The organism is Candidatus Poriferisodalis sp. (assembly GCF_965198245.1).
In the GTDB taxonomy this organism is placed as follows: Bacteria; Actinomycetota; Acidimicrobiia; order Acidimicrobiales; family Poriferisodalaceae; genus Poriferisodalis.
Genome location: NZ_OZ240249.1, coordinates 3764717 through 3787992, shown reverse-complemented (window position 1 = coordinate 3787992; position 23276 = coordinate 3764717). Strand labels below are relative to the sequence as shown.

Annotated in this window: 18 protein-coding genes and 1 CRISPR repeat array; of the genes, 8 read left to right on the top strand and 10 right to left on the bottom strand. The window is 64.2% G+C overall.

What is annotated here, in order from left to right; genetic code table 11:
- Nucleotides 1-271: 271 nt before the first annotated feature.
- The 7 genes from cas7u (at nucleotide 272) to ACOCMM_RS16775 (ending at nucleotide 12260) form a co-directional block, all read left to right on the top strand.
- Entirely contained in the window at nucleotides 272-1519 is a 1248-nt protein-coding gene (gene cas7u / locus ACOCMM_RS16805) for a type I-U CRISPR-associated RAMP protein Csb1/Cas7u (protein WP_419554276.1), read from the top strand.
- Nucleotides 1516-3210 carry a type I-U CRISPR-associated protein Csb2 gene (gene csb2 / locus ACOCMM_RS16800; RefSeq protein ID WP_419554275.1) on the top strand — a complete coding sequence of 565 codons (1695 nt, stop codon included), beginning with the start codon at nucleotides 1516-1518 and terminating at the stop codon, nucleotides 3208-3210. Before cas7u ends, csb2 begins: the two co-directional genes overlap by 4 nt.
- The gene (cas3u, locus tag ACOCMM_RS16795; RefSeq protein ID WP_419554274.1) at nucleotides 3200-6283 is read left to right on the top strand and encodes a type I-U CRISPR-associated helicase/endonuclease Cas3; all 3084 of its coding nucleotides are present in this window, start codon (nucleotides 3200-3202) and stop codon (nucleotides 6281-6283) included. Before csb2 ends, cas3u begins: the two co-directional genes overlap by 11 nt.
- Nucleotides 6276-7196 carry a hypothetical protein gene (locus tag ACOCMM_RS16790; protein WP_419554273.1) on the top strand — a complete coding sequence of 307 codons (921 nt, stop codon included), beginning with the start codon at nucleotides 6276-6278 and terminating at the stop codon, nucleotides 7194-7196. Before cas3u ends, ACOCMM_RS16790 begins: the two co-directional genes overlap by 8 nt.
- Nucleotides 7189-8829, top strand: a complete 1641-nt coding sequence (gene cas1, locus ACOCMM_RS16785) for a CRISPR-associated endonuclease Cas1 (protein ID WP_419554272.1) — start codon at nucleotides 7189-7191, stop codon at nucleotides 8827-8829. The genes ACOCMM_RS16790 and cas1 overlap by 8 nt, the downstream gene beginning before the upstream one ends.
- A 4-nt stretch (nucleotides 8830-8833) precedes the next feature.
- Nucleotides 8834-9130 carry a CRISPR-associated endonuclease Cas2 gene (gene cas2, locus ACOCMM_RS16780; protein WP_419554271.1) on the top strand — a complete coding sequence of 99 codons (297 nt, stop codon included), beginning with the start codon at nucleotides 8834-8836 and terminating at the stop codon, nucleotides 9128-9130.
- 170 nt (nucleotides 9131-9300) lie between these two features.
- Nucleotides 9301-10698: direct repeats of the CRISPR family, unit length 36 nt; unit sequence GTCTGGCGGATCAATTGATCCGCCCTTCATTGAAGC.
- Nucleotides 10699-11174: 476 nt separating this feature from the next.
- Nucleotides 11175-12260 (top strand): IS110 family transposase, encoded by a 1086-nt coding sequence (locus tag ACOCMM_RS16775; RefSeq protein WP_419554270.1) that lies wholly within the window; start codon nucleotides 11175-11177, stop codon nucleotides 12258-12260.
- Nucleotides 12261-12398: 138 nt separating this feature from the next.
- Here the strand turns inward: ACOCMM_RS16775 and ACOCMM_RS16770 are convergent, their stop codons facing one another.
- The 10 genes from ACOCMM_RS16770 to ACOCMM_RS16725 form a co-directional block, all read right to left on the bottom strand.
- A complete protein-coding gene (locus ACOCMM_RS16770; protein WP_419554269.1) occupies nucleotides 12399-12845 on the bottom strand; it encodes a HEPN domain-containing protein in 447 nt (148 codons plus the stop codon).
- Nucleotides 12835-13431, bottom strand: coding sequence for a winged helix-turn-helix domain-containing protein (locus ACOCMM_RS16765; RefSeq protein ID WP_419554268.1), 597 nt, complete (start codon nucleotides 13429-13431; stop codon nucleotides 12835-12837). Before ACOCMM_RS16765 ends, ACOCMM_RS16770 begins: the two co-directional genes overlap by 11 nt.
- Before the next feature lie 102 nt (nucleotides 13432-13533).
- A complete protein-coding gene (locus tag ACOCMM_RS16760; protein ID WP_419554267.1) occupies nucleotides 13534-14529 on the bottom strand; it encodes a molybdopterin-dependent oxidoreductase in 996 nt (331 codons plus the stop codon).
- Nucleotides 14530-14690: 161 nt separating this feature from the next.
- A complete protein-coding gene (locus tag ACOCMM_RS16755; protein ID WP_419554266.1) occupies nucleotides 14691-15818 on the bottom strand; it encodes an ABC transporter substrate-binding protein in 1128 nt (375 codons plus the stop codon).
- Between the two features lie 50 nt (nucleotides 15819-15868).
- Nucleotides 15869-16651, bottom strand: a complete 783-nt coding sequence (locus tag ACOCMM_RS16750) for an ABC transporter permease (RefSeq protein ID WP_419554265.1) — start codon at nucleotides 16649-16651, stop codon at nucleotides 15869-15871.
- Complete coding sequence (locus tag ACOCMM_RS16745) at nucleotides 16648-17454, bottom strand: ABC transporter ATP-binding protein (RefSeq protein ID WP_419554264.1); 807 nt, start codon at nucleotides 17452-17454, stop codon at nucleotides 16648-16650. Before ACOCMM_RS16745 ends, ACOCMM_RS16750 begins: the two co-directional genes overlap by 4 nt.
- An 11-nt stretch (nucleotides 17455-17465) precedes the next feature.
- On the bottom strand, nucleotides 17466-18443 hold the full coding sequence (locus ACOCMM_RS16740; protein ID WP_419554263.1) for an ABC transporter permease: 978 nt from the start codon (nucleotides 18441-18443) through the stop codon (nucleotides 17466-17468).
- Between the two features lie 10 nt (nucleotides 18444-18453).
- Nucleotides 18454-19455: a TIGR03842 family LLM class F420-dependent oxidoreductase gene (locus ACOCMM_RS16735; RefSeq protein WP_419554262.1), complete on the bottom strand. Its 1002-nt coding sequence runs from the start codon at nucleotides 19453-19455 to the stop codon at nucleotides 18454-18456.
- 66 nt (nucleotides 19456-19521) lie between these two features.
- On the bottom strand, nucleotides 19522-20931 hold the full coding sequence (hydA, locus tag ACOCMM_RS16730) for a dihydropyrimidinase (protein WP_419554261.1): 1410 nt from the start codon (nucleotides 20929-20931) through the stop codon (nucleotides 19522-19524).
- Nucleotides 20932-21004: 73 nt separating this feature from the next.
- Complete coding sequence (locus ACOCMM_RS16725; RefSeq protein WP_419554260.1) at nucleotides 21005-21847, bottom strand: nitrilase-related carbon-nitrogen hydrolase; 843 nt, start codon at nucleotides 21845-21847, stop codon at nucleotides 21005-21007.
- A 127-nt stretch (nucleotides 21848-21974) separates the two neighbouring features.
- On the opposite strand from ACOCMM_RS16725, the gene ACOCMM_RS16720 reads away from it, so the two are divergent.
- Nucleotides 21975-23276: an MFS transporter gene (locus ACOCMM_RS16720; protein ID WP_419554259.1), complete on the top strand. Its 1302-nt coding sequence runs from the start codon at nucleotides 21975-21977 to the stop codon at nucleotides 23274-23276.

Genomic DNA, 23276 nt, shown 5'->3' with positions numbered 1-23276 from the left:
GCTGGATGCTGCTCGGAACGCCGACAGGTTCTGGGCCTACTGGCAAGATTCGGTTGCAGACGCCTGCAGTTCCAAGGTGCGGTCTGGCGGCCTCTGCGGCGTTTCGCTGCCCGTTGTCGGGGAGCGATCTCCGGCCTTCCTTGCCTAGGTGCTTGGAATTTGTTGCTGTGCACACTTCGCAGTGTTGATGCATCCGCGCGCTTGTCACACCGTGCGTACATGATCTTCACAACGCGATTGGCGGTTCAGTGCCGCCGGCAAGGACACACAGATGACTGAGTTGACCTACGAGATGCTGCGGGACGCGGTGGCGGGTGGAGCGGTTGCGCTGCGCTCTGTGTTGAGCCTGCAGCCGGCTGACGGTGACGGCGGGAAGGTATTCCCGCCCACCTATTCCGTCGACAACAGGGCTGCATATGCGGAGGAGGAGCGGCGTGTAGGGGATCGGGTTGCCAAGACGGTGCTACTTGACTCTGTGGCTTCGCAGGCGAACCGCGCGGAGATGTCGCTGCTCGAAGGTTGGGAGGGCGGTGAGCTCAGCTTTCCCGTTGCCTATGTCGATTTCGCCGGTGAGGAAGGCGTGAGAGATATCGGCCGAATTACAGTGCTGGAGGCTCCGCATCGCATCGCGGATGCAATATTTCGTGACAGTCTCCTGGACGGCACACTGTTTCGCCTGTCAGATATAGGTCGCGCGATCACTGAGGCACATCCTCGCAATGCGACTGAAATGTTCCGTTATGCACCGACAGCGCTCTTGTTCGGTCAATGGGACTCGACGGGGCCTAAGAGAGGCCTCGGCGCAAAGTTCCAGCGGGCGTTTGTGTCGGAGATCGTCGGCCTCGATGCGGAGATCGGTACGAAGGTTGGCAGCCGCATCGACCCACTGCAGATCGGGAGGCTCGCTGGAGACAAGATTGCGTATAACCACGCCAACCCCGAGCAAGTCTGGACCTTCGATCCAAACGAGGCTGTCCAACTCAAGGGCGGAAAACCGGAACCAGCGTCTCGGGGAAGCAAGTCCGGGGAGGCTGGTCAGCCGTCCAAGATCAACCATGGCAACATCCCGCCTTCGATCGATCCGTTGACAGGGGGCGTGACGATCTCTGCGGCGCGCCAGACCACGGTGCTGTCACTGGCAGCGCTGCGCCGACTCAAGTTCGAGGACGAAAGTCGGGGTGCCGCTGTGGCCGCCCGAACTGCTGTTGCTGCATTGGGAGTTGCAGCGATCGCGTATGGCTACGAGATGGACTTCGATCTGCGTTCGCGGTGCTTGTTGATTCCCGAACATTCGCCGTCCGTTGAACTCGTCGGGCGGGATGGGTCCACACCGGAGATTGTCGCCATCGGTCGCGATTCGAGTGCGCAACTTGTAGAGAAGGCGGCCAATGCGGCAGCGGATGCGGGCCTCGGCTGGGCGACTGAGGAGATCCGGCTTGTCCCCGCACCCAAGCTGGTCGAGTTGCTTCGGCGCAGTCGCGAGGTCTCGGCACGCGAGGGTGCCGCGGAGTCGGTGTGATTGCCGTCGAAGTCACGCTGCTGACCGGTCGGTATGTGGCCACGGCACATCACGACCGCCGAGAACACGAGTGGCCGCCGCACCCGGCGCGCTTGTTTTCGGCGCTCGTGGCGACATGGGCCGACGCTGACGTTCCAGATGCGGATGAGAGGCACGCACTCGAATGGCTCGAAGGCCAGGCTGCGCCGGCGATTACAGCCTCTCCGTCCGCGGATGTTGCCGTTCGCCGCTCCGTGAGCCACTTCGTACCTGTGAACGACGCATCGGTCGTCGCAGGCGCGCAGTATCGGCGTCGCGACGAGCAGTTGGATGACCACCTCGACGAGTTCTACCGAGAACTCGAATCAGCTGGCGGCGAGGTAACGCGAGCGGTCGAGCGTTTGCGCGACAAGATCGACAAGGAACGCGATGTGGCGTCGATGGTCGATCCAGTTGGCGCTACCAATCCAAAGGCTGCAGTCGCGCTCCTCCCAGACGGCCGTGGCAAGCAGGAACGTCAGTTTCCATCCGTCACTCCTGAACGCTCCCAAGTGACGTTTTGCTGGGAGGCAGCCCCTCCATCGGACGTCACCGCTGCGCTTGACGCGCTGCTTGGCAGAGTGACCCGAATTGGGCACTCGTCATCGTTGGTGTCGTGCCGGTTGCTCCCGACTGCACCGGAGCCAACGATGCGGCCGGGAACAGGAACGACAATTTTGCGCTGTACTCAGCGCGGCCAACTTGCTGCTCTTGAGCAGATGTATGCGGCCCACGAGGGCACCCGGCCGCGGGCGATGCCGTTCGTCGGCGTCCGATACACCAATGTGGATACCAAAGGGGGTGCGGCGTCTGCCGTCGTGCGCCCAGATGTTGCTGGTGAGCTCGTTGTCTTCGAATTGCCGGGTGACAAACGCCACTTGCCGTTGACGCGCACCGTCGAATGTGCGGAGGCACTGCGCGGCGCCATCTTTTATCACGCAGATGACCCATTGCCAGAAGGTCTCAGTGGCCATCTGCCGGACGGCAGGCCGAGCCGTGATCCCCACATCGCGTTCTTGGCGCTGCCCAACGTCGGTCACAACCACGCAGATGGCCGACTCATGGGCATGGCCGTGATGCTGCCCGACGGGCTCGATGAAGCCGCGGCGCGCGCCGCCTTGCGCGCTATCGGCCTGTGGGAACGAGCCGAGCCGAATGGCCAGTGCCGACTGACACTTCTAGGCGGTGCCGTGCTTGATCTCCAGCGCAAACAACCTCCGTTCGAATTCAAGAGCCTCGAACCTCAATCATGGTCACGGCAGTCGCATGATTGGGCGAGTGCAACTCCGATTGCCTTGCCCAAGAATCCGGGGCGGCTGACGCAGGGCTCGCCAGCCGCCCGAGCGAAGGCTTGGGCCGCCGCCGAGGATCAGGTGCGGCAGTCGTGCGCTCACGTCGGTCTGCCTGAGCCCGCAACGGTCGCAGTTTCGCTTGATCCGCTCATGATCGGGGCCCGGCCAGCTGCTGCCTTTCCGGTCTTCGTGCAGGGCTCTCGACGAGGTGACGTGGTCCGTCGGCGGCTTGTGCATGCAACCCTGCGATTCGACGCAGAGGTCGAGGGCCCGGTCGTGCTGGGTTCCGGCAGGTTCCTTGGACTTGGCCTCATGCGACCGCTTCCGGCACGACGGACGTCGCCTGAGACCAGAGACGGGCGAGGCCAAGATGAGCGTTGAACCGCTGTCTGCCGATGACTTTGCTTCCTTCTTTGAGGCTGTCCACGATCAGCCGCCGTATCCGTGGCAGGTGCGCCTCACCGAGCAAGTGCTCACAGAGGAACGTTGGCCCGAGGTGATCGACCTCCCGACGGGTACTGGCAAGACTGCGGTGCTCGACACGGCGGTGTTTGCGCTCGCGGTCAAGCCCAAGGTTTTCCCGCGACGCGTTGTCTTCGTCATCGATCGCCGCATCGTCGTCGATCAGGTCTACGAGCGAGCCCAGCGCATCAGCCATTTGATCCGCATTGCGGACGGCGGCGTGCTTGACCGAATGCGCTCCGCCCTCGATGAGGTCGCCGCTGATGTAGACCAGCCCATTGGCGTCTCAGCGTTGCGCGGTGGCATCCCGCTCGACAACGAATGGGCCACTCGGCCCGATCAGCCGTGGGTGATGGTCTCCACCGTCGACCAGTTCGGTTCGAAGCTCTTGTTCCGTGGCTACGGCATTAGTTCAGTAATGCGGCCTGTCCATGCAGGACTGGCCGGTAACGATTGCTTGGTGATCCTCGACGAGGTTCACCTGAGCCGGCCGTTCTTGGCCACATTGCGCGATATCAAGTTGGAAGCGTCCAGCAACTCCTTTGACGCAACACTGCTGCCCAAAAGAGGCGGCGTCGTTGAGATGTCGGCAACTCCCCCTGGCGACGAGCGTCGTCGCTTCGTGCTTGATCCCGCCACGGACCTCGATGGCCCGGATGCAACGAGAAAGCGGCTCCGTCTCATCGCTCGTGCACCGAAGAGGGCCCGTCTGGTTCCGTTGCCGGGCAGCGCTCCGCACGCAGCCTTGCCGAAGGAGATCCTGCGCATCGTCCGGAAGGAACTCAAAGATCACGAACGAAGTGTCGGTGTCGTCGTGAATCGGGTGCGCACAGCACGAGAGGTGCAGAGCTCCTTGAGCGAGGCAGGTTTCATTGCGCATCTCATCACGGGTCGCATGCGCCCGCTGGACCGGGAGCGTCGACTCCGCGAGATCGCTGAGTTAGTCGATCCTGATGGCCGGAATCCTGAGGCAGATCGGACGGTCGTGGTAGCCACGCAGTCGATTGAAGTTGGCGCTGACTTCAGCTTCGATGCGCTTATCACTGAGGCGTGCCCACTCGACAGCCTCCGCCAACGGGTAGGTCGCCTAGACCGGCGCGGAACACTGGCACACGTCACGGGCCAACCGGCGCGCTGTTGGGTTCTCGGCTTGAAGTCCGATGTTGAGGGCGTGCGCCCCGACCCGATTTACGGTCAATCCGTCCGAGTCACTTGGCGTGAGCTATGCGAGCGCGTCGTCGAATCAGAGATTGATGTCGGCCCGGCGAGCGACAGGCTGAAGGATTTCCCCGTCGAAGCGAGGGCGCCAGCCGCGCAAGCACCGTTGTTGCTGCCCACGCACATTGAAGCGTGGGCGCAAACGTTTCCTGAACCACTTGTGCAGCCCGACATCAGCGACTTCCTGCACGGGTTCGTCGAGAGTCCTCCTGAGCCTGAGGTCTCAATCGTCTGGCGCTGGGACCGAAGCAGTGACGCATTGCGGTTGGTGCCACCGCGCCCAGCGGAGCACTTGTCGGTGCCGATGTCGGCGGCACGAGCATGGCTACGCGGTGCCGACGAGACGCCGACGGCGGATGTCGGCACACCCGCCCCGCAAAGCAGACCGACTCGTGCGGGTGATGAGACTGCAAGTACAGCAAGCAATCTCGTTTGCCGATATTGCGGCGGGGACGAAATCTTCGAGGAAGTTGAAATCAACGAAGTGCGGGCCGGTGACGTTCTGCTCGTCGATCCAGCGCAAGGTGGCCTGACCGCTGGCACTTGGGATCCTCAGCCTGCGAAAGTCGCCAGGACCGAATCCGGTGCCGACATTCACCATGGCGCAACCGACGCGGCGGTCCATGACCTGGGCGATGAGGCTCAATGGGCGTACGGTCGGCGACGCACGTTACGACTCAGCGACGGTCTGCGTTTGCAGCTCCAACGCCGGCATGGTGACGACGTTGCGGAAATGCCGGGGCCTATCAGCGAGGCGGCGGCAGAAGAGGCCCAACACGCGGCACTATCGAAGAAGCAGCAGGTGCAGGCGTGGGCTCGCAACGTCCTGCAAGTCGCGGACTCGCAGCCAGCCGATAGCGGCTCATTGCCTGCGTGGTTGGCTGGCGGACACCCTCGGCCGCTCGACGACGCGGAGGTCGCGAACGGTCGCCGTAACGGCGTGCTGCAAGAACAACTCGGAATGCTGCGGTGGCTTGCAGAGGCAGACGAGCGTGAATTCAGCGTCGAGTTGGTGACGCCAAGATCTTCGAGAGTCGCCACTCCGTCGGGACAAGCTCGGCTCGAGGACTACTTCGTGGTCGTCGAGCGTTCCGTGGATGTCGCGACGCTCGGAACCGGTGGTAACGATGCGTCGCTGACAGGTACCGGCGTCCTTCTGGAGAACCACCTCTCGGGAGTCGGCGAGCGTGCGGCGGCATTCGGGCATCGCCTCGGACTTTCAGATTCGTTGATTGCAGATTTGCGGCGTGCCGGCGAGTTGCACGACCTCGGCAAGGTAGACAGCCGATTCCAGGCGCAGATGGTCGGCCATGATCGCGTCCGTCTAGCGATGCAGGACAAGCCGCTCGCGAAGTCACTGCCTTCCGCGCGACCTCGTCCTCACCTCTGGCCACCCGTGCGCCACGAAGTCGCGAGTGTGGCAATGGCTCAGTCAGCCCAGGAGTTCATGGCAAGTTGCCACGATCCCGACCTCGTGCTGCATCTCGTGGCAACTCATCACGGGCAGGGTCGTCCCCTGCCCCGAATCGTCTCGGACGATTGCCCGCAGGACTTGGCCTATGAGGTTGACGGCACGAGACTGTTCGCGCACACGAACTTCAGCGAGACGCCGTTGGCAACCGAGATGGCCGATCGTTTCTGGCGCCTGAGCGCAAAGTACGGGCACCACGGCCTCGCGTGGCTCGAAGCAATTCTCCGTCTCGCTGATCACCGGCAGAGTGCCCAAGAAGCTCAGGATGCGGTTGGAGCAGACCGGGGGTTCGTCGATGCCTGAGTTGCAACTATTGGGACTGGCTGGCAACAATCCTCTCGGCTTTCTGGCGGCGCTCGGAGCCCAAGCCGCCGCTGAGCATGTAGGGCAATCGGCGTCGCTTCGTTGGACCGATGATCCGGTTCCGCATGCGGTGTTGGTTGTTGACGTCAGTGTCGAGGCGATTGCCGCGACGGCACTTGCGTCAGCACAGCGTTGGCTGGAAGGCCCGGTGCTGGCTGCAACGGTCGACCAGAAGCTCAAGCTCAGCCCAGCAGCGATCACCCAATACCTTTGCGACGCACGTTCCAGTCCGGCGGTGGGCGTACTCGCGATGTGCCTGGTAGCGGAGAACAGTCTCGACAACAGCGGCAAGGCGAAACCGTCGGACTTCTATTTCACGGCAGGCCAAATGAAGTTCGTCTCGATGGCCCGCGAGATTCTCGGAGGCGTCACCAGCGAGGAACTTGTCGCGGACATGACGCTTCCTTGGTCGTATGCGAGCACTCGCCCCTCGCTGATGTGGGACGTGGTCGACGATCGTGTCTACGCGCTTAGTTCGGCGAATCCGTCGTCCGACAAGAAGCTCACCAATCCAGGAGCAGAGGCGCTCGCGTTGTTGGGCCTGAGCCGGTACCCCTGCTTTCGTTCTGCCAGCGGCACTGCTACACAGGGATGCTTCGGGAGCTGGAAGCGCGGCAGCTTCACGTGGCCGCTATGGGGTCGGCCCGCGACTATCGGCGTAGTGAGGTCGTTGCTGGCTCACGCATCGGCGCCCGAGCCGAGCAATAGCGAATCGGAACGACAGTTTCGACACCGCGCTGACCAGTACCGCGGCTGGGGCATCACAAGGGTCATGCAGTCCCAGATTCGCCGCAGTGATCAGGGCGGCTACGGCACTTTCGGCCCACCGAGGGTGATCTGGCAACGTGACTGAAGTACCCGATCTCGTTCCGGCCCGGATGGTCAATGAATTCGTGTACTGCCCGCGATTGTTCTACTTGGAGTGGGTCCAGAGTCGTTTTGAGGACAGCGCCGATACGGTTCATGGCCGATACGTGCATCGCAGCGTGGACCAGGGCGGCGGCCGCATGGGCGGATCCACGGAGGACGATCCGGTAAACAATGCGCGCTCGGTACTCGTCAGTTCTGAGCGGCTCGGGCTCATCGCCAAGACCGACATCGTCGAGGGCTTCGACGGAAGGGTCGTTCCTGTCGAGGTCAAACGCGGCCGGCCTCCCAAGCACGGACCCGCATGGGAGCCGGAGCTTCTGCAGCTGGCTGCTATCGGTCTGATCTTGCGCGACGAGGGCTACGACTGCGGCGAGGGCCAGTTCTACTTCGCATCGTCCCGTGAGCGCACGACCGTCGAGTTCGACGACCGGCTCATGCAGCGCACGCTCGATGTCGTGGAGCGACTGCGCGGCGTAGCGGCTTCAGATGATCCGCCACCGCCTTTGGTGAACAGCCCCAAGTGTCCGCGCTGCTCGCTGGTCGGAATCTGCCTGCCCGATGAAACCAACTTCCATACCGGCCGCGTCGAGGGCACTCCGCGGCGACTCACTCCACGCGATTCGGCGACCCGCCCGCTGTATGTGACCGAGCAGGGTGCCCGGCTCGGTATCAGCCAACGTCGGGTACAAGTCAAGGTCAACCGTGAAGTGGTTCGCAGCGACCGCCTCATCGACGTCTCGCAGATCAACCTCAGCGGGAACGTGCAAATATCCACGCAGTTGCTGCACGCGGCGTTCCGCGAGGACATTCCGGTGTGCTGGTTCAGCTACGGAGGATGGTTCCAAGGGATGGCGCATGGCATGCCGTCCAAGCACGTGGAACTGCGGCGGCGCCAGGTTGCGGTGGCAGCCCAGGCCGGCTTGCCGCTCGCCCGGCAGATGGTCGTCGGCAAGATCCGCAACTCCCGAACGCTGCTCATGCGCAATTCCCGCGAACCGGTGGAAGCGGCCGTCCAGCAGTTGAAGGAGCTTGCCGCGAAGGCTGACGTAACCGATTCGATCGAGTCGCTGCTCGGCATCGAGGGCGCAGCGGCTCGTTCGTATTTCGGCAGCTTCGCATCCATGCTGAAGGATGACCATCTCGGGACGTTCGACTTCGATGGGCGCAACCGACGGCCGCCGCGAGACCCGGTCAACTGTCTGTTGTCCTTCCTGTACGCCTTGTTGGTCAAGGACCTCACCGCGGTCGTCTTGTCCATCGGCTTCGACCCGTACTTGGGCGTCTACCACCGTCCCAGGTTCGGGCGGCCCGCACTCGCACTTGATCTGGCCGAGGAGTTCCGTCCCATCATCGCCGAGTCGGTTGTCATCAACGCCGTGAACAACGGCGAGGTGACCAAGAATGGCTTCGTCATACGAGCTGGGGGAGTCGCACTCGAGCAAGCGGCACGTCGAGCCGTGATCGCTTCGTATGAACGGAGGCTCGACCACCAGGTCACTCATCCCACTTATGGATACAAGATCACCTACCGACGTGTGCTCGAAGTTCAGGCCCGGATGCTCGGGGCCTGCATGCTCGGTGAGATTCCTGAGTACGTCCCGTTCACTACGAGGTAGGTTCATGAGCGGTCGTCGCCGATACTTGGTTTCCTACGACATCAGCGATCCGAAGCGTCTCAGACGGGTGCACAAGGCGATGAAGGCATATGGTTGGCCGATGCATTACAGCGTGTTCATCAGTGATCTCGACGACATCGAGTTGATCGATCTCAAAATGGAGCTTGGAGAAGCCATCCATCATGGCGAGGACACAATTGCATTCATCGACCTCGGGAAGCCAACAGAGCGAGGTCAAGAGTGCTTCGACTTCCTCGGTAACGCGCCACCACTACCCCAATCTGGACCAGTCATCGTCTGATGCGAGCGGTCCGGTCAGGCCTCGATGCCCGGGGAGCGCTCGCACCCCGTAAGTACGGGCCATTTCTGCACCTTGACAATCGAATACCACGCTTCTCGCGAGCGCCCCGAACCGGAGCGCTCGCAACTGCTCGCGAAACCGCTGGTCAGCCCCGGTAGATATCGAGAGCTGTCTGGCGGATCAATTGATCCGCCCTTCATTGAAGCGACCGGCTCGCCGTTCACTTCGAACGTGATGACTTGTCTGGCGGATCAATTGATCCGCCCTTCATTGAAGCCTGTCCCTGTCAGCCGTTTTCGAGCGCTGGACTCAGTCTGGCGGATCAATTGATCCGCCCTTCATTGAAGCGCTGATCGTTGTCTCGATCCGATCCATCCGCTCGGTGTCTGGCGGATCAATTGATCCGCCCTTCATTGAAGCCGCCTCAGCATCGCCGCGTAGGTGCGCCGGTCGTCGGTCTGGCGGATCAATTGATCCGCCCTTCATTGAAGCTAAGTAGCAACGCCTTTAGCAATGTGGCACCTAGCAGTCTGGCGGATCAATTGATCCGCCCTTCATTGAAGCTTGAAGTAGTAGCTGCGATAGGAATTGCGAAGCGCCGGTCTGGCGGATCAATTGATCCGCCCTTCATTGAAGCGCGCGTGCGCGTGCGGGCGCAGTTTTGCCCCTAGCGTCTGGCGGATCAATTGATCCGCCCTTCATTGAAGCGTGAGGACGCTGCCGTAGTCGCACCGTGCGCGGTAGTCTGGCGGATCAATTGATCCGCCCTTCATTGAAGCTCGCCATGACGGTCGTCGCCGTTCGCCATCTCACCGCAGTCTGGCGGATCAATTGATCCGCCCTTCATTGAAGCACCCATCTGATGATCGGGTCCAGCTCTGCGCTGGAGTCTGGCGGATCAATTGATCCGCCCTTCATTGAAGCCTCAACGAACACCGCGTGACGGCACGTCGGGTCCATGGTCTGGCGGATCAATTGATCCGCCCTTCATTGAAGCTGGTTCAGCAGGCCGTTCGGCTCCTCGCTCATCGAGTGTCTGGCGGATCAATTGATCCGCCCTTCATTGAAGCGTGTACGCCTGGCACGGCGGCGAGGCGTGCACGGCGTCTGGCGGATCAATTGATCCGCCCTTCATTGAAGTTGTTTTGGCGTAGTTGCGGACGTGGCCGTGGCGTTGTCTGGCGGATCAACTGATCCGCCCTTCATTGAAGTTACAGCGCCGCGGACGACGGTCTCGCTCAGCCGTGGGTCTGGCGGATCAATTGATCCGCCCTTCATTGAAGTAGCGTGAACGTCGCTGCGATGATCTGGCCGGGCTTGTCTGGCGGATCAATTGATCCGCCCTTCATTGAAGTGGGCTGCCCGCCGGCGAGTCGCTGTTCCGCGCTCCGTCTGGCGGATCAATTGATCCGCCCTGCATTGAAGGGAGGACCTGGGCGTCGAGTTCCTCTTCGTGGACGAGTTTGGCGGATCAGTTAAGCCGCCCTTCCTTGAAGCTCGTAGTAGGTGCCGGCGTCCTTGTCGGTGTCGTCGTTTGGCGGGACAGTTGGCCTGCCCTTCATTGAAGCACCTGCGTGAACACCGGTTGGCTGGCTCCTCGAGAGCGTTTGGCGGGTCGATTGGCCCGTCCTTCATTGAGCACTGGTGAGCTGCGCGCCGCTTCCTGCTCTTGGATGTTGCTCGAGGCGGGGGATCCCTCTTGGGTCGAGAGCAGGCGTGACGACGGGTTGGCCTCCGTCGCGAGCTATGGACCATCGGCTACGCGTTCGCCGGTGAGGTTCGCCTCACTCACACAACCCAAACCGAGTGTCACTGTTGGGTTTGCCGGCGCCTTCTGCCAGGGGGTTACGGTCCGGTTCCATGCTCGACGGTGACTCCACCAGACTTGTGGCCTTGTGCCTGTTGTCAGACGTGTCGCGTCGAGTGTGGGGCCGGCAGGAGCGCTCCTGTCTTGAAGGGAGCCTGACTGTCTCGACTCGGTTGTGACGAAGCGCCCCTGCCGTTCCCGGACCCACCGGAGTTTCACTTCCAGCAGGAGCACAGCATGACACCGCCAGTCGGGGGAATCGACCCCCACCAGGACACCTTCACCGCAGGGATCGTCGACCATCGCGGCGTCGAGATCACCCACGAGACGTTCGACAACACCGCCGCCGGGTACGGCGAAGCGATCGATCTGCTCGACGCTCACGCCGTCTGCCGGGTCGGCGTGGAGGGATCAGCCAAGTGGGGAGCGCACGTCGCGATCGCGCTCACAGCAGCCGGGTTCGACGCCCGCGAGGTGCCGGCGTCGCGCTCAGCGGCCCAGCGCCGCTCGCGTCAGCTGGGCAAGACCGACGCTGTCGACGCGGTCGCCTCGGCCCGGGCGCTGTTGGCCGAGCCGACGCTGGGACCCGTCCAGACGCTGGAGGTCTATGACCCTGCCGTGGCCGAGATCGAGGCTGTGCTCGAGCACCGTCGGGCCCTGGTGGCCGCACGCACGCTGGGTTTGCACCATGTCGCGGACCAGATCTCCAAGCTGCCGACCGAGATACGCGACCAGCTCACCACGAACGGCAAGATCGAAGCCCGGCTGCGCCGCCTCGAACACATCGACCCCGACACCTGCTCGACCCCCGCCGGCAAATATCGGCTCGAATGGCTCCAGGCGTTCATCGGCCAGGACCGCACAGCTCGCCGCGAGATCCGCCGCCTCGAGCGCCTCATCGACGAGCTGCTCGACCGCCACGGCACCACCCTGCGCGACGAACCAGGCATCGGCCCGATCTCAGCTGCCACGCTGCTGTGCGAGGTCGGCGACCCGACCCGGTTCGACCGCGAGTCCAAGTTCGCCCGCTGGTGCGGCACCGGCGCCGTCGCCCTGTCATCAGGCGAAGGCGCCGCCAGCCCCGTCAAGCACCGGCTCGACTTCAGAGGCAACCGGCGCATCAACAGCGTGCTGCACGTCGCGTCGGTCACCCAGCAGCGCAGCCAGCCCCAAGCGATTGCCTACCTCGCCAAAAAAGCCACCGAAGGCAAGACCCGACGCGAAGCCAGACGAGCCCACAAACGCCAACTCGCCAACCGCGTCATCCGACGAATGTGGCGCGACGAACAGACCCAAAAACAGTCGCACGCACTCGCCGCTTGACAAGGGAGCGTCTGACAGACCCGGCAGCGCTCTCGAACGTGAAACCGTTCGGGGGCGCTGCTGTTTCCTAAGCGCTGGTCGGGCGCTGATTCCGGCTTGCCGAGGTCTGCAGCCTCGACCGTGCCTTATCCGGGCGGTTCAAGAAGCAAGCGCACGCGCAACGGCGTTGACGATGCGTTCGGCTACATCGGCTGCTGCGCGGACATGAGTCGCGTTGAGCTTCCTGGAAGCAAAGTCCCCGTACTCTGCAAGCGCCCGATCCTGGCGGATCTCGTTCGCATCGACGAGGTCGCTCACGGAAATGGACCCTGCCAATTCGCGCCTGGCGTAGTCAATTGTCAATCGGTGGGCGCCTTCGCCACCGCGTACTCGGAGCCCGTTTGCCGACATGTGCCCAACCACGGCCTTGCGGATGGCGTCGTGACATGCGGAAATGGCGAGGGTTGTGTCGCTCTCAGCGAGTTTGCGCGCCGATACGACGTGTCGTCTGGCGTCGTTGATGTGTTCGCCAGCCGCTCCCATGTTGGCCTTGACTCGTTCAATCCGACGGGTCGCGATCGCTTCAGCGAGCCAGTCAGACGCCACGCTCGACTTCTAGCATGATCGGCGCTAGGGGCTGCTCTCGAATATGAGCGACGAACGGTTCCGGCGAAGGGGAGTCCCAGCTCTCACGGTCGATCACGATGGGGTTGACCTCTACCCGCAGATCTTCTTCGACGTCACGGCATGCCGCGCGAACTGCCCGCAGCGGCGCCTTGCCAATCACAGCGACATCGATGTCGTTCGGAAAGGTGCCCGGCTCGCCGACATAGCGGCTTGCCCACGAGCCGTAGACAAACGCATCGTCCACACCCTTCACACAACCCAGAGCGCCGCCGAGGCGCCCCAACACGCCGACAGTCTGGAGCAGTATGGAGCGGAGTTCCGGGGCCCACGGCAGTTCCCAATTGGGGCGGACGAGCCTGTTGCGGCCCAACAGTCGGGTGACCAGGAGCCCGTGCTCTTCGAGTCGTGCCACTTCCCTGCTCACCGTGGCTTGCGCGACGCGTGCCCGTTCGGCGATTGCCCCGATAGTGAGTTCGTTTCCAGTGCCGGCGAAGAGAACCCCGAGTATCCAGAGCTGCTGATCTGACCTGAAGAGCGGTGCCAGAGCCGGCGCTGATCTACTCATAATCTCGATTATATCATTGAGAGTGTGGATATAAGAGGATCGGCTGAATTCGACACACCCGGCGGGGCCAGGCGAGGCGGTGCGGCCACCGGCGACGGCCGGCTATTCCAGCGGGAACGGCAGTTGGAGCCACCAAGGGCGGTCGACGGGGTCGATGCTGCTCACCCACTTGACCCACCAGAAGCCCCGCCTTCCAGGCACCACCAGCCGCACTGGGGAGCCGTGTCCGCGGCGCAGCGGCTCACCGCCGTAGCCGACGGCCAGGTACAGGTTGGCAGCGTCGCGAGCGGGGAAAAGGCGGCTGTAGCCGGTCAGCGACGTGACCTCCAACGTGGGCGCGTCCACCGACGGCAACAGCTCTGACAGCGGCACCGCGTCCCACGACTGGCGGCTCCACCACCCACCGGTGCAGTCGAGGTCGGCCGTCACCGGCGCAGCCCGGGCCCCCAAGGTGTCGAGCGCCACCGGCTCGCCTGCGACGGTCAGTTCCCAGTCCGATGCGACTACTCGGGGCGACTGGTCGTTGAGCCACATGGTCGTTGGCATCTGCGACGGGTTGAACGAAGCGATCTCGTGTGAGCCGGTGAATCGCCGGTTGTCGCCCACCGCCAGCTGCTGAATCCAATACACCGCTCCAGCGGCTGCCAGTGCGATGCCCCCGCCGATCAGTGCCCTGCGGTCGAGGTCGACCACTTTCGGGCGACCCGGTCGGCTGACGATATGCCACACCAGCAGGGGGGCCAGCAGAGCGGCCAGCAGAACATGGGTCCACAGCGCCGACCAGTAGCCCACCCCGTGCCACAGCCCGGTGGCGTGGAGGACGCCGAGCACGACCGTGGCAGTGACCAATGCTCCCAGCAGCATCGACAGCCACCGGGTAGCGCGGCGCCGCTTCAGCCCGGAGCGCACCGAGCCTCGGAGCTTGGCCGGGGCCAGCGCCAGCAGGCTCAGGCCGGCGAGGGCGTGCATGACCGTCAACCAGCGAGCCCAGCCGGTGCCCACCGCCCAGGACGCCAGCCCGGACCCGGCCGCCACTGTCGCCGCGACAGCCAGCAGCAGGTCCACCCGCCGCGCAGTGAGCCAATTGCCAAGTCTCATGTCATGCCGATCGAGGTCCGCCACTGTTTGGGCGCTGGCGCCGCCGAACGGTTGCCAGCGCCACGCAGCTCGCACTCAGTCTCGGCGCCTGAGATAGCCGACAGGGGCGACGGCGGTTGAACCGCCGCCACCCCGTTTCGGTCTGGTGAGTGCGCGAGTGGTTACTCGCCGCCGGGAAGCAGTTCGACGGTGACTCGCTGCCAGCCGTCACCCACGACGTCGATGCCGGCCTCCCGCAGATTCGCCACTGCCTCTTCGGCAATGTCGGTGCGGTAGGCGCCGTCGGTGGGAGTCGAGGCCAGGATGCCTTCGCTGGTCGCCACCTCGACGGTCTGCGCCCACAGGTCAGGATCCATGATGCCTGCGCCCAGTGGCGATGGCCAGATCAATGCGCTGATCTCGTTCATCTGCCATGTCTGGTGCGATTCGCCCAGCGTCGGGACATTGTCGAGCACGATCTGCACGCACTCGGCGGGGTTGTCCCGGCAGTGGATCCAGCCTCTCAGCGACGCCTCAACGAACCGGACAGCCGCATCGCGGTAGGCCGGATCATCGTCGAGGCGGTCGGCGTCTGCCCACAGAGCGTCCTGCAGCATCGCTGTTCCCACGTCATTCCAGTTGATGACGTTGAGGTCCTCGGGCTGGAAGAGCTCGCCGGTGGCGGGGTTCTCTGTCTCGAGCACTTGGGCGTACTCGTTGTAGATCATGGCCTGCGCCGCGTCGATCTGTCCATCGATCAGAGCCAGCATGTCGAAGTTCTGCTGCACCAGCTGAACGTCGGAGTCCGGGTCGAGCCCGTTCTTGCGAAGTCCCGCCAGCAGCTCGAACTCGTTGCCGAATCCCCAGTTGCCGACCGTGCGGCCCTCGAGGTCGCCGACCTCGCTGATGCCGGAGTCGGCGAAGGACACCTGCAAGGTGGCGCTTCGCTGGAACACCTGGGCAATGTTGGTGATGTTGGCACCCTCTTCCCGGGGCACCAAACCTCTCGGCACCCATGAGACCGCGAATTCGGCGGCGCCTGAGTCCAGAACCGAGGCCGGCACGATGTCAACACCGCCCTCGAGGATCTCCACGTCGAGCCCGACATCTTCATAGAAGCCGAGCGCTTGGGCCGCGTAGTAGCCGGCGAACTGTGCCTGCGTGAACCACTGCAGCTGCAGCGACACTTCGGAAATGGGCTCGAATTCGGGCTCATCGGTTGCGTCATCGCTGCCGGTGCAGGCCGCGGTTAGTAGGCCGAGTGCCAGCAGCGGTGCCAGCGCCCGTATCAACGTTTTCTTAACCTTCATAATTCCCCCCTGTTAGGTTCCCCAATGGGATCTCACGCTGAACGATCACCTCATGCCGCCTTCCGCGCTGCGAAGTACCACGGCATGATCAGCCGTTCGAGCACCGCAGCAATCGCGTACAGGCCGATGCCCACCAGCGATCCGGCCAGCACCGCCGCCCAGGCGTCGTCGTAGCGGGTCAGTCCGGCCGAGTTGGTGATGACGTTGCCAAGCGCGTCCTGGCGGCCGCCGAAATACTCGGCCACGATGGCCGCGATCACCGCCAGCGACGTGGCGAGCTTGAGCGCAGTGAAGAAGTACGGCATCGCGTTCGGGATGCGCACTTCGCGCATGATCCTCCACTTGCCGGCGCCGTAGGACTCCATGAGCTCGACCTGGCTGGGCTCGGGCTGCCCGAGCCCCCGGGTCGTGTTGATGAACACCGGGAAGAAGACCAGTACGACCACGACGGCCTGATTGGAGCGGGGCGACAGAATCCCGAACCAGGCGTTGAAGATGGGTGCCAGCGCGATGATCGGCACCGCGTTGACGGCAACAGCCAGCGGTGTGATCGTCTCGTGGGCCGAACGAAAGGCTGTGACGAGCACGGCGGCCGTCGCTCCCGCCAGGACCCCAGCGAGGAGTCCGGTGACGATGATGAAACCGATGATGCCGGTCGCTGTCGCAATCGTGCCGAAGTTCTCGGCCACCGCACTGCCGATGCGCGAGGGCGGCGGGAGCACGAAGCCGTCAGGGCTGATCACTGCCAGGAGTGCCTCCCAGCCGCCGAACATGATCAGCGCGGCCACCATCGGAGGCAGCCATGAGCGAAGCAGCGCCTTTGCCGCGGTCACGAGGTGTGACCTGCGCGCAGTGCGTTTCGCACTGCCGTCACGTTGGCGAAATAAGCCGGGTTGTCGCGGGTTGCCTCGCTGCGCTCCCCAAGGTCGGTGTCGATGACAGCGGAGATCTTCCCCGGACGGGGCGACATGACCACCACCCTCGTGGACAGGAAAACCGCCTCGCTGATGGAGTGGGTCACGAAGATCACAGTGGTCTGTGTCTCGGTCCAGATCCGCAGCAGCTCGTTCTGCATGTGCTCGCGGGTCATCTCGTCGAGGGCGCCGAACGGTTCGTCCATCAACAGCAGCTTCGGATCGAACGACATCGCCCGAGCGATGGCGACGCGCTGCTGCATGCCGCCAGACAGCTCCGCCGGGTGGTACCTCGCGAACTCGCCCAGCTTCACCAATTCGAGCATTTCGGCTGAGCGCTGCCGACGGTCGGCCGCTTTCCAGCCCATCAGCTCGAGCGGCAGCTCAATGTTGCGCGACACGTTGCGCCAGTCGAACAGACCTGCCCTCTGGAACACCATCGAGTAGTCGCGGTCGAGACGGGCACGGTCGGCTGGCTTGCCGTTGACCTTGACCGACCCGTCGCTCACGTCGATCAGTGCAGCGATCAGCCTCAGCAGGGTGCTCTTGCCGCAGCCGGACGGGCCGATCAGCGTGACGAAGTCGCCGGAGCCGATCCGGAGATCGATGTCGGTGAGTGCGACGACCTCGTTGGGGCGCCCCGGGTTGAACACCTTGGAGACGCCCTCCACCTCGACGGCTGCCGCACCGTCGAGGTTGTCCATGTCGCCCGCACCGCTCATGTGCCCACAACTCATGTGACAGACTCCCGGCCCTTGCGTCCCACGAGCGCGTACTCGACGGACGAGATCACCGAGAAAACGACGACCCCGAGAACCGCCGCCCCCAGCACGGCCACATAGAGGCGCTCGGGCCCTGTCGTGTAGCGCTGGGCCTCCAGCAGCACCCGGCGGCCCAGACCGCCCTTCACCCCGGCAGAGATCTCGCCCACGATGGCGCCCACGACGCTGGCTGTCGCCGCAATCTTGAACGCAGCGAACAGGTAGGGCAGCGACGCCGGCAAGCGCAGCCGCCACAGCGTCTGGCCCCATCGCGCCGCGTAGGAGTCCATCAGCTCGAGGTTCTCGGGCCGGGGGGACAGCAGGCCTCGCAGGCCGTTGATCGTCACCGGGAAGAAGGTCAGGTAGGTGGCGATGACCGAAACCGACATCCAGTCCTGCCACTCGAAGGGCAGGAAGTCCAAGCTCTTGCGGCCCCAGATCACGATGATGGGCGCGATGGCGATCAGCGGGATGGTCTGGCTGGCGATGACGTGGGGCACCAGCGCGCGCTCCAAGCGCCCCGACGTGGTGAGCACGATGGCGATGCCCAAGCCGACCAATACCCCGATGGCGAACCCCACCGCTGCCTCTCGCAGAGTAAAGGCGGCTTCGGTGGCGATGATCGTCCAGAAGGCTTGGCCCGTGCCCCTGGGCTCAGCGAAGATCCCCGAGACGATGTCGGTCACCGGCGGCATCTTGAGGTCGTTGGTCTCGGGCAGGAACGACCCGATCACAGGCCAGCTGGACTGACCGTCGTCAATGGCTGTTCCCACCTTCTTGTAGGCGGTATAGGCAAGGCCCAGCAGGCACACGAAGAGGGCCAGCACAACCACCTGCCGCAAGGTTTGGCGGACGCGGGCGCGGCGGCGCTCGCGGGCCGCCTGCTGTCGAAGAAACTGGTCTCGGACGATCGGGTCGATCGTCGCCGGGGCAGTGGTGTCCGCTTGCACGACGCGCCGGTCAGGTTCCCAGCGCCGGAATGATCTGCTGGCCGTAGGCGCTCAGTGTCTCATCTTTGGCGTCGTGCATCAGGTAGATGGCGAACTGGTCAACGCCCAGTTCGCGCAGCTCGGCGAGCCGGGCGATGTGGCTGCTGGCGTCGCCGAGAATGCAGAAACGGTCGATCACGTCGTCGGGGACGAAGTCAGTGTGGACGTTGCCGGCCTTGCCGTGCTCGGCGTAGTCGTAGCCCTCGCGCCCGGAGATGTAGTCGGTGAGTGCTTGAGGCACCCCGCCACCGGTGTCGCCGTAACGCTCCACGAGGTCGGCCACATGATTGCCGACCATGCCCCCGAACCACCGGCACTGATCGCGCTGATGGGCGAGGTCGTCGCCGACGTAGGCAGGCGCGGCGACGCAAATGTAGAGGTCGTCGGGATTGCGACCAGCCTGCGCCGCGGCCCGCCGGACGGCGGCAACGGTCCACTCGGTGATCTGAGGGTCAGCCAGCTGCAGGATGAAGCCATCGGCCTGCTCGCCGCAGAGCTGCAGCGCCCGCGGCCCGTATGCGGCCATCCAGATGTCGAGCCGACTGCCCGCCGACCACGGGAATTGCTGCCGCGTGCCGTTGTATTCGACCTCGCGGCCCTCGGCCAAGCCCTTGATGACCTTCATCGACTCGGCCAGCGTGGCGAGGCTGGTGGGGGCGTGCCCGAGCACTCGCATGGCCGAGTCGCCCCGGCCGATGCCGCATACCGTGCGGTTGCCGAACATGTCGTTGAGCGTGGCGAACATCGAAGCGGACACCGTCGGGTTCCGGGTGCCCGGGTTGGTGACCATCGGGCCGACGACCATGCGATTCGTGGCCGACAGCATCTGGCTGTAGATCACGTACGGCTCCTGCCACAGCACGTGGCTGTCGAACGTCCACCCGTAGGAAAAGCCCAAGGTCTCAGCCCGCCGGGCCAGGTCGATCACTCGCCACGCGGGAGGATCCGTTTGCAGAACAACGCCAAAATCCATGTTCTCAGTCCTCCGATCTGATCAGCGGGAATTGCGTGTGGTCGAGCTGGGTCCTGGCGTCGCCTCCTATTGCAGGTATTGGCAGAGGCCCCGGGGCAGGTAGTGCCCATCGCCGGCGCGGCCCAGGTACTGGCCGTCGTCGATGATCCTGCGGCCCCGCGAGAACACGGTGTCGACGTGGCCGGTCACCTCGACACCCTCATACGCCGAGTGGTCGATGTTCATGTGATGGTTGTCGACGCTGACGGTCCACCGCTTGTCGGGGTCGTAGATCACGACGTCGGCGTCGGAACCCGCCGCGATGATCCCCTTGCGGGGGTACAAGCCCATCATGCGGGCCGGAGTGGTGGCGCACAGCTCGACCCAGCGAGCCAGGCCGATCTCGCCGGTGACCACGCCCTGGTAGATCATGTCCATGCGGTGCTCGACGCCGCCGATGCCGTTGGGAATCGCCCGGAAGTCGCCGAGCCCCAGCTCCTTCTGCTCCTTCATGCAGAACGGGCAGTGGTCGGTGGACACGACGGCCAGGTCGTTGGTTCGCAAGCCCTTCCACAGTGCGTCCTGGTGGCCTTCGGCCCGTGAGCGAATGGGTGTCGAGCACACGTAGGCAGCGCCCTCGAAGCCCGGTCGGTTGAGGTGCTCCTCCAGGCTGAAGTGCAGGTACTGCGGGCAGGTCTCGGCGAAGACATTCATGCCGGCGTCGCGTGCGAGCGCCACCTGCTCCAACGCCTCGGCCGCCGACAGGTGCACGATATACAGCGGCGATGCCCCCACCTTGGCCAGCTGGATTGCCCGGTGGGTCGCCTCGGACTCCAGCTCGGGGCGCCGCACGTAGCCGTGGGTGACCGGAGCGGTCTCGCCCCGCTCGAAGGCCTGCGCGGCCAGCACGTCGATGGCCAAGCCGTTCTCGGCGTGCATCATGATCAGCCCGCCATTGCCGGCTGCCTGCTGCATGGCCCGCAGGATCTGTCCGTCGTCAGCGAGGAACACTCCCGGGTAGGCCATGAACAGCTTGAAGCTGGTGATGCCCTCGTTGACCAGCAGGTCCATTTCCTTGAGCGAGTCATTGTCGACGCCGCCGATGATCATGTGGAAGCCGAAGTCCACAGCGCAGTTGCCTTCGGCCTTGGCCATCCAGGCGTCGAGGCACTCACGCACGTTCTCGCCGGTCTTCTGCACCGCGAAGTCGACGATGGTGGTGGTGCCACCCCAGGCCGCGGCCCGCGATCCGGTCTCGAATGTGTCGGAGGCATAGGTGCCGCCGAACGGCAGCTCCATGTGGGTGTGCACGTCCACCCCGCCGGGCACCACCAGCCGTCCGGTGGCGTCGATGACTTCGGCGCCGTGGGTGGCCGCAACTGCGATGTCGCTGCCTGGTTGCAGAACGGCCACGATCTTCTCGCCGTCTATGAGCACCTCGGCCGGATCTGCACCGGTCGAGCTGACAACGGTGCCTCCCTTGATCAGCGTCGCCATCGTCGTGTCCCCCTGTGCGGCTAGCTCAGCGTTGTGGCGGTGTAGTCGGTGATCCGCGTCAGGATCGCCCGGTTCAGGGCGCCGTCAGCGACCCGTAGGAGTCGGGGCGGCGGTCCCGGTAGAAGGCCCACTGGTTGCGGACCTCGTCGATCATCTCGAGGTCGAGCTCGCGCACCAAGAGCTCTTCGTCCCGGTCCGATGCGGCCGTCTCCACGATCTGGCCCCGCGGGTTGGCGAAGTACGACGTCCCGTAGAAATCGTTGTCGCCCAGCGGCTCGACGCCGACCCGGTTGATGGCCCCGACGTAGTACATGTTGGCCGCCGCGGCGGAGGTCTGTTCGAGCTGCCACAGGTAGGCGGACAGTCCCCGGCTGGTGGCGGAGGGGTTGAAGACGATCTCCGCTCCGGCGAGCCCGAGTGCCCGCCAGCCTTCGGGGAAGTGGCGGTCATAGCAGATGTAAACCCCGACCGTGCCGACTGCTGTCTCGAATACCGGGTAGCCGAGGTTGCCAGGCCGGAAATAGAACTTCTCCCAGAACCCCTTGACCTGCGGGATGTGGTTCTTGCGGTACTTGCCGAGATAGGTCCCGTCGGCGTCGATCACGGCTGCGGTGTTGTACAGGAACCCGGCCTTCTCACGCTCGTACATGGGCACGACCAGCACCATCTCGTGCTGCGCGGCGAGCTCACAGAAGCGCTTGGTGGTCGGGCCATCGGGGATGGCTTCCGCGTAGGAGTAGTACTCGGTGTCCTGCACCTGGCAGAAGTAGGGACCGTAGAACAGCTCCTGGAAGCACATCACCCTGGCACCGGCGGCGGCGGCCTCGGCGACGTGCTTGGTGTGCAGCTCGATCATGGAGTCCTTGTCGCCGGTCCAGGCCACCTGGACGATCGCGGCGGTCACCTTTCGGGCCATGTGGTGCCTCCCTCGCTCGATCGCTGGACGAGTTTCCGTGGTGAATAGAAAGAAAGGGGTCTAGATCAGGGTGCAGAGGGGCTTTTGCCCCCGACGCGCACCGGACCGGATCGGGCAGGATGTACCGATGTCGGGACGCACCACCACCTTCCGCGGATGGAAGGTGGTGCGTGCAGGGGCAGTGATCCAAGGGCTGCAGAGTGCGTTCGTCATGCACTCGCTGGGTGCCTACTTGGTGGAGATCGAGAGGGAATACGGCTGGAGCAAGACGGCCCTGTCGGGCGCGTTTGCCGTGAACCGAGCCGAGACGGCACTGCTCGGGCCAGCGCAGGGCTGGCTGATCGATCGCTTCGGACCCCGTGTCATCACCCGGGCGGGTGCGGTGGGCATGGCGGTCGGTTTCGTGTGGTTCAGCCAGCTGCACTCGCTGTGGCAGTTCTACGGCGCGTTCTTGGTCATGGCGGTCGGCAGCGCGTTCTGCGGGTTCCTGACGGTCACCGTCTCGATCGTGCGCTGGTTCGAGCGGCTGCGGGCCCGGGCGCTCGCGTTCGGGGGCATGGGCCTTGCGGCGGGCGGCATGTGCGTTCCCCTCGTGGTCCTGTCGTTCTCGTGGTTCGGCTGGCGCACGACCGCCGCCGTGACCGGCGTCGCGGGAGCTGCCGTTGCATGGTGGCTTGCCAAGTATCTCGACGGCCGCCCCGCTGATTTCGGCGAGGAGGTCGACGGCGGGAAAGAGGTCGTCGCGAACGGCAGGACGGTGCGCGCGGAAGGCGTGAGCGACGTCCATTTCACGGCCAAGGAGGCGATGCGCACGAAAGCGTTCTGGACGATCTCGTTCGGGCACCTGAGCGCACTGTTCGTCGTCGGCGCAGTGATGGCGCACCTACAGCTCTACCTGACTTCTGAGCGGGGCTACACCTTGCAGCAGGCCAGCTTCGTGGCCGCCGCGCTGCCCCTGATGCAGCTCGGCGGCATGGCCGTGGGCGGCTGGCTGGGAGATCGCGTCAACAAGCGGCTGATTGCATCGATCGCCATGTTCGGGCACGCCGGCGGCGTGCTGCTGCTGGCCTGGGCCGTCAATGTGTTCATCGTGGTGTTGTTTGTGATCCTGCATGGCCTCGCGTGGGGAGTGCGCGGTCCGCTCATGCAGGCGCTGCGCGCTGACTACTTCGGGTCGTCGGCCTTCGCGGCGATCATGGGGGTCAGCTCGCTCATCGTGATGATCGGACCGATTGTGGGTCCGCTCGCCGCGGGCTGGCTGGCTGACACAACCGGCAGCTACGCGACTGGTTTCGTTGCGCTCGCCGTGCTGACGGCTCTGGGAATGCTCTTCTTCGTCATCACCAAGCCACCGGCACCGCCACTGCGAAGCACTGTCGACAACACGGCCGCGACCACCCCGCAGATGCAGCCCAAGATGGCACGCTGA